The sequence below is a fragment of the Zobellia uliginosa genome (assembly GCF_018860745.1).
In the GTDB taxonomy this organism is placed as follows: domain Bacteria; phylum Bacteroidota; class Bacteroidia; order Flavobacteriales; family Flavobacteriaceae; genus Zobellia; species Zobellia uliginosa_B.
In genome coordinates this window covers 108739-117532 of the sequence record NZ_JAHKPY010000008.1, presented here as the reverse complement: position 1 = coordinate 117532, position 8794 = coordinate 108739, and the positions used below count along the sequence as shown (strand labels likewise).

Genomic DNA, 8794 nt, shown 5'->3' with positions numbered 1-8794 from the left:
TGTAAACTGGTATACACCGCCACCTAAATCCGTGATATCTGACTTGGCTACGGTTACTGTTGCTCCTGATTCATTGGTAAGGGTTATATTTCCATCACCTGCATCACTTATATTAGTAATTGTTTCATTAATCGTAACTAAATCACCGTTTTCATTTTCATAAACACCAATCGCATTTCCTAAAGCAGCGGTTCCTGTTAAGGTAGTAATGGTCTCTACCGGTAAAGTAACCGTTGCGATACCTCCGTTTTCTAGCGTAAGCGAAAGTAGGCCTGTTGAGTTATCAAAAGTAAAAGTTTGAAGTTGTTGATTATCGGAAGATGTTAATTCCCAGGAATCACCATCCCAGAAATAAATAGTACCGGTATCGGTATTCACATAAATATCTCCGACATCCGCTCCTGCAGGAGTACCTAAACCTGGACTGGTAACATCGGTACCGCTTAACACTTCGCAATTACACTGGTCTTCTAAATTGACCGTAGTCTGTGCATATGTTAATCCCGAAATTAGGAAAACTAAGATTAGACTTATTTTTTTCATGACCATTACTTTACTTAAAATCGTTTACTCAAAATTTAATCATAGCAACTACTTGAACTATAGTTACCCGTAATTAACCATCTTTAAATCGAAAAATAAAAGCTGAATCTTACCCTGGACACTGCACTTGTATAGTACATTTTTGGTAATGGTGAAGAGAATGTTCAAACATCCTAAATGCCATTTGGTTTTTTTAAAAAACCTATGTCAAAATTTGGTTAAGTTATTCAGGTTTTGGGTTGTGAAGAATCAATTCAATTGAAACTGATCCATTTACACTTTACAAAATTAACCTTAGTGTTAGCAACAGAAAATAATTGTTGTATAAGTGTTAATTCTTAGTGTATAGCTAGGGAAAAATGAGGTTTCAACCTATTTTTTTTTGGTGTTACTCGTCGATAGACTCTTTAAAACAGCTGACTTACAAAGCTTGCAAAGCGAAAAAAAAGTGATTATGATACTTAAAATAAACATTAAAATATGAAAGAAAAAACTTTCGTGTTTTGTTTTAACAGAATGTTTTTGTAAGTCAAAAAAAATGGTGAATACTTATGACTTATCAGTTAGATTTAACTCGATATGTAATTCTTCGATTGGTGATTACAGTATACGTTTTTACAACACTTAATGGAGAAAACTCAGAGGTTGAGTTGGCTAAAGTTGATGTAGTTGTTACTGTGTTACCCAATACAATACCTGTCGGTAAAGGAATTCTAAATTTAAACTTGTTTGTATTGTCCGTATTATTATCTTCATCCGTGTAGGTACTAACTCCAGAATCTAAATCAGATACAGAACCTTCAAGCATGGTATTAAGATATCTTTGTCCCTCTCCATAATCATAGGTCTTACCCAGTGTATTATCCCCTACATTTGCCGTACCCTCATTAATATCGGTGACAAATAGCTCTATTGTAGCACCAGGTCTAGACCAACCCTCAATAACTAGGTTAGCTCCAGAAACAAAAACCCCTGTGATTACCGGGAAGTTAGCACCCCCATTTGGTCCGTTGTCACTATCGTCTAAATCATTGATGGTAACCCCATCCCCCATACTGTCGGACGTGTCCAAATCTATACCTAAGGCCGAACCAGACGTACCATTTGCATAAATTGAATTTCTTGAAATTAGATTACCAGATGTATCACCCCCACCTAATACAATTCCTGCACCACCGTTAAATGCGATAATGTTACTTGATATAGATGAGTTACTACCATCTAAACGGATTCCTACATTGGCCTCTGTTCCAGTGCAATTTCCACCATCTTGTCCCGAATTAGTAATCGTGTTATCCGTGATGGTTATTCCTCCCGTAAAACCTGTACCATCAATTCCCAAAGAAGCAGCCCTATCAATTAGATTTTGTTGAATAACAATTCCAGACCCAGCACTAATTTTTATATTATCAAAACAAGCACTACTACCGTTATCTGTAATGTGATTATTTTGAATTATCGTCGATGTCCCTCCACTTACCAAAATACCTTCGTCTGTATTATTTGCAATATAATTCCCATCAATAATAGTTTCTCCTGCTATAACTTCTATTCCGTAATCTATATTCCCAGAAGCATTTCCACGAGCATCTGAACCCAATGAATTCTGCGTTATTGTAGCAGATCCACCCTCTACTATAATACCAGCATTATTATTGGCACGAATAGCTATTTCACGAATTATGATGTTGGTACCATTAAGTTTCAAAACATCTCCCGTGGCACTATATAATTCAATTTCAGGGCGATTAAAGGTTGGTAAGCTTGTATTTGAAGTACCAACTCCTATGCCTCCTGAACCTACAGCACCAGAATTTGTATTGCCTGTATAGGCCGTTTGAGTACGACCATCTATAACAGTAGTAGTACCAGTAACTACAGGTAGGTTATTTGGATTTGAGGTCGTGATGTTAAAATAGCCGTTCGTAAAATTCACATCTGCCGTTCTGCCCAATGGGTCCCCAGTAGAGGGTATCATAAATATTGAAGTATCTTCACCTGCAGCAGGATCGAATAAGCTATTCGCTTCTATATCTAAACCTATCTCTCCTATTTCATTTGAGTTTTTGATGAATTGTGCCAATGAACCCTGGCCTGTTTCATTGGTGTTTACAATAGTATTGAAGTTAAATCCAAAATTAATACCTACAACACCGTTACCTGATACCTCAACATTGGATATACTTTGAGCATTGCTAAAAACACCAAGAGATACATCTTGCCCTGCAGTAGGATCGGTACCTCCTACCTCATTTACAACATCTACCAGATTACCCGAACTAATCTCTGTTCTATACGTTTGAACAGGGTAACATGAAGAACAATTAGCTCCGTTATCTCTTGTAGACCTAACGGTTGAGCTTACAACTTTTACAAAATAATCTCCATCTGCCATACCTCCAAAGGAATAATTTCCATTAGCTGCTGTATTTTTTCTTTGAATAAAATTACCTGAGGAGTCAAAAAGCTCAACAATAGCACCAGAAATACCCGCTCCTCCGGAAGTTAACTGATTTCGTCCCGGTCCACCGGGATAATTTATATCCTCAAAAACACGGCCTGCAATTAGATTAGATGGTACTTTAAGAACTACAGCTGCGGAAATGACAAAATCTTGACCCACATCTACATTTGCTGTTACCTCACTATCTGCAGGTTGAATAAATGATGAAATATCATAGGTGTCTAAATCAACACCGTAGGTAGATGCATTATTATAAACTGGAGGACCAACAGTATTATCGTAAATAGTAGAATTATATGAATTATTGCCTGTTTGCCCACCATCTCCTGTAAGTACAAAGTTCTGATTACGTTGGTTTGTAATAGATAATTCTTCAGGGTTTGTTGAACCTGAACTGGAGCCGTCAAGATCAGGATCACCCTCCCATGATAAAAAAGAAGCTTTTGCCCCAGTACCGGAAATTGCATAAAATGAATCCAAAGTAAATGAATTTCCGTCATTACTAAGTCCATCAAAACCTTGATACAAATTAATGTTTACTGCAGGTAGAGAGCGATCCTCATAAAAAACCATTAATGCCCATCCTCCTAGAACCGTATTGGTACTACAATATTCTCCGGTATTATTTATAGTAAGTCCACTAAAATCAAAAACATTACTGGACAGATTAGCCACTCCTTGAACTATTGTAGTTACATCACTTACATATCCAAAAAAGTTTCTGTTTCCCAAAGAGGTTTGGTACAAAAGGTTAGCAGAAACACTTTGACCTTCAAAAGTTACATCTGCATCACGTACGGTACTGGAATGAGACCAATATAAGTAAGCCCTTTCTACCGATGCCGACGCTGGGACCGGCGAAATTAAACTATTGGATGATGATGTAGTAATAGCACACGGATTACCCCCGTTCGGACTTGTCCGAAGTGTACCTCCTGTAGTAGAATAATCATAATACCCATCAAATTCTTGAAACAGGGTTAAAGGATCATTTGCTAAAATCTGTGAGTTAATAGTACCTTTTCCTGAATCGTTATAATTCACAACAGCATATTGAGCAGTTGCTCCTGTAAATTCAATATCAAAATCTTCTGCAAATTCCGGCACCCCATCATTTGCTATGGGTACAGAAATAGTCTGAATATTATTCAGTTCTCCCGTAAAAGTTAAAGTACCGGATGTTGCTGTATAATCACTTCCCGCAAGTGCCAATCCGTCAACGGTCTGAAAGTCTACCGTAAAAGGTGCTTCAACAAAACCGAAGAAAAATATATTTCTGCCATGGGCAGCTCGCGTAGACCTTACCGTAAACACGGCATTCCCTACATCCTCATCAATAGTAATATCTTCAATTACAATAATAGGACCATCGGGAAAACAATTGATTTCTGCCTCCCAACCGGCACCGGTATTACTTCCATTGGAAATAAACCTAAAAGTTAAACAACCGGATGCTGCCGATGAATTTATTGAAGTTGGCACATTAGCACTATCATATTGACCTATTAATGCAGCTCCAGTAGAATTTCCATCATAGACATACAAAAGGTCACCAGAAACAATTTCAAAGCTTGTGAAATTAACATTTAAATAGGTGTCTGCCGTATCAGGACATATTGTATATGTTATATCTTGATTATTACTGTAATTAGAAAGTCCACCTGGATCAAAGAAAGTATCACTGCACGTGGTAGCACTACCCCCATCCGTCATAATCAGAGCGTCATCATCTATAATCGTTCCTGTAGCGGTATCACTAATATCTACTTGGGGATCAGATACCAAAGTAAATTCTAAAGAGAAATTCTCAGGATTCTCTATGGCTCCATCATTTAGAATAGGAATCGTTACGGTTTCCGTATCTCCTGCTACACCACTAAAATTTAGAATACCAGATGTTGAGCTATAATCATTCCCATCTATAGCTGATCCATTTACTGTTTGGTAATTAACCGTGAAGGGAGCAGTAGCATTTGTACCTGTATGCCGAACAGTAAAAACAGCGCTACCTTCATCTTCATCTACTGTTACATCATCTACTTCTATGACAGGAATTGGTGAAGGGAATGTTGCTGTTATTTGAAAATTATCTATAAGCGCATAATCATTGTTATTCCAATTATTTCCGGATTTTGCAAATCTTACAGTTGTGGTTGCTGAAATAAATGCTGAAATATCTTGACTAAATATTCCGGAATTATTGTTACCGCTAATCGTAGCTATCGTTGTGTATGATGCTCCGCCATTATTAGAAACCTGTATACCTAAAGCCCTACCATTGGTAAGACTTATGGCCTGCCAGTTAAAGCTTAGTGCAGCTGTTGATGCACCATTTAAATTAACGGACCTACGTATAGTTTCACCGTAAATCCAGTATAACTCCATTCGGTTGCTACTTATTCTTATATATTGACTGGCTGGACCATTGTCCGTGTCCCCAGTCTCTATCCAATTAGTAGAAAAGTTTGAACTACCATTGTTATTAGAATAAGATACACTACTAAAACTATCAAGATACGTTTCCTGAGCGACCAACTGAAAAGTAAACAGCAGCGTCAAAAAAAAACAAAAAAATTTAACGGGAACATTTAGCATTTATATAGCTATGAATGATTCAAAATATATGTTAACCATATTAACGGGCATATCAACTAAGCTAAGATATTCTCATAAAGGTTATTGTGTAAATTATTGTTGTGTACTGGTCGTTTATTGATATAACCAATGAAATAACCATTGTATACACTCATAATTAAACCATAAATCGCCACACATATTGTATCTCACCTGTTTCTCTTGTCCCTGTTTATATACAGTAATAACAAAAAAAGGCAGCTATTAAAATAGCTGCCTTTTCATGACTTATGTATTATGTATTTTATTCGAGAATTATAAACTCTGAGCGTCTGTTCAACTCATGATCTTTATCAGAACATTTAACGCCATTTGAACAATTGTTTATCAATTTTGTTTCACCAAAACCTTCTCCACTCAAACGTTCTTTGGCTATACCTTTTTTCACCATGTAGTTTACAGTAGATTCCGCTCTCTTTTGAGAAAGCCATAAATTATATGAATCCTTACCTCTACTGTCTGTATGGGAGTTCACTTTAATTTTTAAACTTGGATATTTTTCCATGGCCGCGATTACTTTTTCAACCTCAATTTCAGAATCTTTACGGATATTATACTTGTTAAAATTAAAGTAGATGGTACTTAACTGTAATAACTTAGCTAAATCATCTCCAAATCCAGCTGTTATAGAGCTTCTTTCTAAGTAAAAGTCAATTACTTTAGGCTCACCATCAGATTTTCCTAGATACTCCTCAGAAGGTACATAACCTTCTGTCATGGCTCTGACAAAGTTGCCTTGGTTACAATCTACCAATAAATTGTACTTACCATCGGCATCCGTAATAGCTGACATAATTTCCTCGTTATTCTCATCTATTACTTTTACAGAAGCTCCAATTAAAGGTTCATTAGAAATTTTATCTCTTACAATACCAGAAATAGCTTGCTCGCAGTCTATAAGCAAAGGCTTAGTCTCCAAGACAGCATAAATATCATCCGCTCCTCTTCCTTCCGATCGATTAGATGCAAAGTATCCTTTTCTTGTTTCTTCGTTGAAAATAAAAGTGAAATCATCCATTCTACCATTAACAGGTTCCCCCACGTTCATTACGTTCCCATCTAATCTACTATTATCAACTTTAGTAGCAAAAATATCGAGACCTCCAAGACCAGGATGCCCGTCAGATGAGAAATAAAGAATATCCTTACTAGTAACAAAAGGAAAGGTCTCCCTTGCTTCGGTATTAATCACCGGCCCCAAGTTTTCGGGTGTCCCGTATGTTTCATCATCATTTATGGCAACTCTAAAAATATCGGATTCTCCTAAAGTACCAGGCATATCCGAAGCAAAATATAACATTTTCCCATCTGCACTTAATGTTGGATGTGCTACGGAATAATCATTACTGTTAAAGGGTAGTTCCTGTATTTCGGACCATATACCTTCTACCATTCTTGCTTTGAATATCTTAAGACGAATAACTCCTGATTCATCCTTTACGTACTTACCTTCCTTAAAATTATTTCGAGTAAAATATAGTGTGTTACCATCTTTACTAACGGTAGATGTAGACTCGTGTAATCTTGTATTTACATGATCACCAAACTTAATAACCGTACCTTGTGAAACACTATCTGCATTGACCTTGTACAGATCCAAAAAATCTTTTGAATTCCACGTGTGGCGGTAACGGGCAAAATTACCAGTATCCCTATCTGATGAAAAAATGAGACCTTCCTTATAAAAAGATGGAGCAAATTCTGAATACGGAGAATTATACTGAAACGGTGATACATTGTATCTGCCTGAATTTCTCTTAATATCGTTTAAATAGTCTTCTTCATCTTTATAAGCTGTAGCTCTGGCATCATCAGAAGTGGCTTCTAAAAATTTAGCCATAACTATCTTTGAAGCCTCATAATCCTCTAAAGTCTTTAATGTCTGAGCATATCTAAAATAATATTCAGGACCAATTTCATCTGGATACTCATCTACTAATCTTTTATAGGTATTGGCAGCATCTTCATAATCTGCATTATAATAGTACGAGTTACCTAATTTCTTAAGAAGATCTGCAGAAGCATATCCCCTATCCAACACTTTTTTGTAGATGTCGATAGCCGGACTAAAAGAATATTCGTCATATTTTTCATTGGCTTTGGTAATCAACTTTTCTTGGGCAAAACCACTTACACCCATCAAAAAGACCAAAACAAATAGAATGTGTATTTTTTTTATCATAAGGCAAGGTTTAGAAGAAACGAGGAGAAACTAGTTTTTCGAATGATTTTACCAATTCCCATCTTAGAAAAATTTCAAAAGAACCGCTATTGTATTGTGTACTACCAAAATCGGTTGTCTCTTTATCATAGGCCAATCCTAACATAATCTGGTCACTTATCTGAAACCCGGCTAAACCACTAACGGCAGCATCCCATCGGTAAGCAGCTCCGAAAGAAAACTTATCGGCAAACAAAAAATTAGCTGATACGTCTACTTGAAGCGGCGCTCCGCCAACCACCTTGGTCAAAAGAGCCGGCTTAAACTTGAAATTATCGTTCAAATCAAATACATAACCTGTAATTAAATAAAAATTGACACGATCTTTAGCTAAAAAATCTATTTCATTCGCATCCGAATCTGCAGTATCAAAATGTTCTACTTCCAATAAATTAGGAGCGGAAAGACCTGCATAAAATTTATTCGTATGATAGTACATTCCTAAGCCTACATTTGGTGCAAACCTATTTTCAATATTGTCAGTACCTACAGCTTCTTCAAAACCAGGTCTCTGCCTCAATTGTTCATAATCTAAATTAAGAATATTACCTCCAAGCTTTAATCCAAAAGATAGTTTTCCTTTTAGGGACACATCTATAGAATAAGATATCAATCCATCTATATACGTTTCTTGTATAGTACCCTCACCAATTTTATCATTTACAACAGACAACCCATAACCTACTTTACTATTTCGTATAGGAGAATGCAAGTTGATTGTAAAGGTCTCTGGCGAACCATCCAGGCCTACCCATTGAGATCTATAAAGGCCTGCAATACTTAGCTGTCCCCTAGAACCTGCATAAGCAGGGTTGACGCTCATAGTGTTAAACATATACTGAGTGTATTGGGCATCTTGTTGGGCGGAAGCCGTTTGGCAATAGACTAACACCAAAAATAGGGCCGCTAGAAACTTGTTCTTTATAATCATA

General features: G+C 36.6%; 4 protein-coding genes. All 4 read right to left on the bottom strand.

The window, feature by feature from the left end:
* Positions 1–543 (bottom strand): hypothetical protein (locus tag KO521_RS11340; RefSeq protein WP_215940034.1); only part of this gene is annotated, 543 nt, incomplete at its 3' end.
* A gap of 559 nt (positions 544–1102) precedes the next feature.
* On the bottom strand, positions 1103–5566 hold the full coding sequence (locus KO521_RS11335; RefSeq protein ID WP_252730049.1) for a beta strand repeat-containing protein: 4464 nt from the start codon (positions 5564–5566) through the stop codon (positions 1103–1105).
* 319 nt (positions 5567–5885) lie between these two features.
* Positions 5886–7823 carry an OmpA family protein gene (locus KO521_RS11330; RefSeq protein ID WP_215940032.1) on the bottom strand — a complete coding sequence of 646 codons (1938 nt, stop codon included), beginning with the start codon at positions 7821–7823 and terminating at the stop codon, positions 5886–5888.
* Positions 7824–7833: 10 nt separating this feature from the next.
* On the bottom strand, positions 7834–8793 hold the full coding sequence (locus KO521_RS11325) for a PorP/SprF family type IX secretion system membrane protein (RefSeq protein ID WP_215940041.1): 960 nt from the start codon (positions 8791–8793) through the stop codon (positions 7834–7836).
* Position 8794 lies beyond the last annotated feature (1 nt).

What these genes read in the sequence shown, in the direction of transcription:
- KO521_RS11330 (WP_215940032.1), bottom strand. Translation starts at nt 7,823, where the DNA reads ATGATAAAAAAAATACACATTCTATTTGTTTTGGTCTTTTTGATGGGT.
- KO521_RS11325 (WP_215940041.1), bottom strand. Translation starts at nt 8,793, where the DNA reads ATGATTATAAAGAACAAGTTTCTAGCGGCCCTATTTTTGGTGTTAGTC.